This is a genomic window from Streptomyces sp. NPDC050121, assembly GCF_044460385.1.
GTDB lineage: Bacteria > Actinomycetota > Actinomycetes > Streptomycetales > Streptomycetaceae > Streptomyces > Streptomyces soliscabiei.
Window position 1 is genome coordinate 1 of sequence record NZ_JBITJV010000118.1, and the last position, 1,229, is coordinate 1,229.

Genomic DNA, 1,229 nt, shown 5'->3' on the forward strand with positions numbered 1-1,229 from the left:
CACCGAAGCACCGGCCGTCGCCCCGAACGCCGCGGCCCGCAAACTCACCTACGTCAAGGCCTTCAACGAGGGCCTCGCGCAGGCCATGCGCGAGGACGAGAACGTCTTCGTCGCCGGCGAGGACGTGGCCGGATACGGCGGCGTGTTCCGCATGTTCGACAACCTGCTCGACGAGTTCGGCCCCCGCCGCATGATCGACACCCCGATCTCCGAAGCCGCCCTGGTCGGCCTCGGCGTGGGGGCCGCCGCCCGGGGGCTGCGCCCCGTCGTCGACCTGATGTTCATGGACTTCATCGGCGTCTGCCTCGACCAGATCGTCAACCAGGCGGCGAAGATGAAGTACATGTTCGGCGGCGCGCTGTCCGTGCCGCTCACCATCACCACCGCCTCCGGAGCGGGCCTCGGCGCCGCGGCCCAGCACAGCCAGAGCCTGGAGGCCTGGCTGGCCCACGTGCCCGGCCTCAAGGTCGTCATGCCGTGCGACGCGTACACCGCCAAGGGCCTGACCGTCTCGGCCATCCGGGACGACAACCCGGTCGTCGTCATGCTCAACAAGGTCCTGCTCGGCAGCACGAGCGAGGTGCCCGAGGAGATCTACGGCATCCCGCTGGGTCAGGCGCACACCTCGCGGCAGGGCTCCGACGTCACCGTGATCGCGCTGGGCCGCATGGTGGGGGAGGCCCTCGCGGCGGCCGACGAACTCGCCGCCGAGGGCGTGGAGATCGAGGTGATCGACCCCCGCACCGTGCAGCCGCTGGACACCGAGACGATGTTCGCCTCCGTCCGCCGCACCAACCGGGTGCTCGTCGTGCACGAGGCCGTCACCTTCGGCGGGCTCGGAGCCGAGATCGCCGCCCAGATCCAGGACGCCGTCTTCGACTACCTGGACGCACCGGTCCTGCGCATCGGCGCCCCCTTCTCCCCGGTGCCCTTCTCCCCGGTCCTGGAGAAGGCGTACGTGCCCGATCGCACCCGGATCGCCCAGGGCTGCCGGCGCCTCCTCGAAAGGTCGTGACCGACGTGGCGGTCGAGGTTCTGCTGCCGAAGATCGGCCTGACCATGCAGGAAGGCACGATCGACGAATGGCTGGTGCCTGTCGGCGCGGCCGTATCGGAGGGCGACGCGCTGTTGCGGCTGGCCACCGACAAGGTCGACGTGGACGTCGAGGCGGAGGCCGGGGGGCTGTTCCACCCGGTGGTCGCGGCCGGGGCCACCGTGCCGGCCGGGGC

General features: G+C 71.0%; 2 protein-coding genes. Both read left to right on the forward strand.

Features of this window, described 5'->3' with window-relative positions:
* A partial coding sequence (locus ACIBTS_RS49380) for an alpha-ketoacid dehydrogenase subunit beta (RefSeq protein WP_399328565.1) occupies positions 1–1,015 on the forward strand: 1,015 nt, incomplete at its 5' end.
* The coding region (locus ACIBTS_RS49385) for a lipoyl domain-containing protein (RefSeq protein WP_399328567.1) at positions 1,012–1,229 on the forward strand (218 nt) is incomplete at its 3' end. The genes ACIBTS_RS49380 and ACIBTS_RS49385, both read left to right, overlap by 4 nt.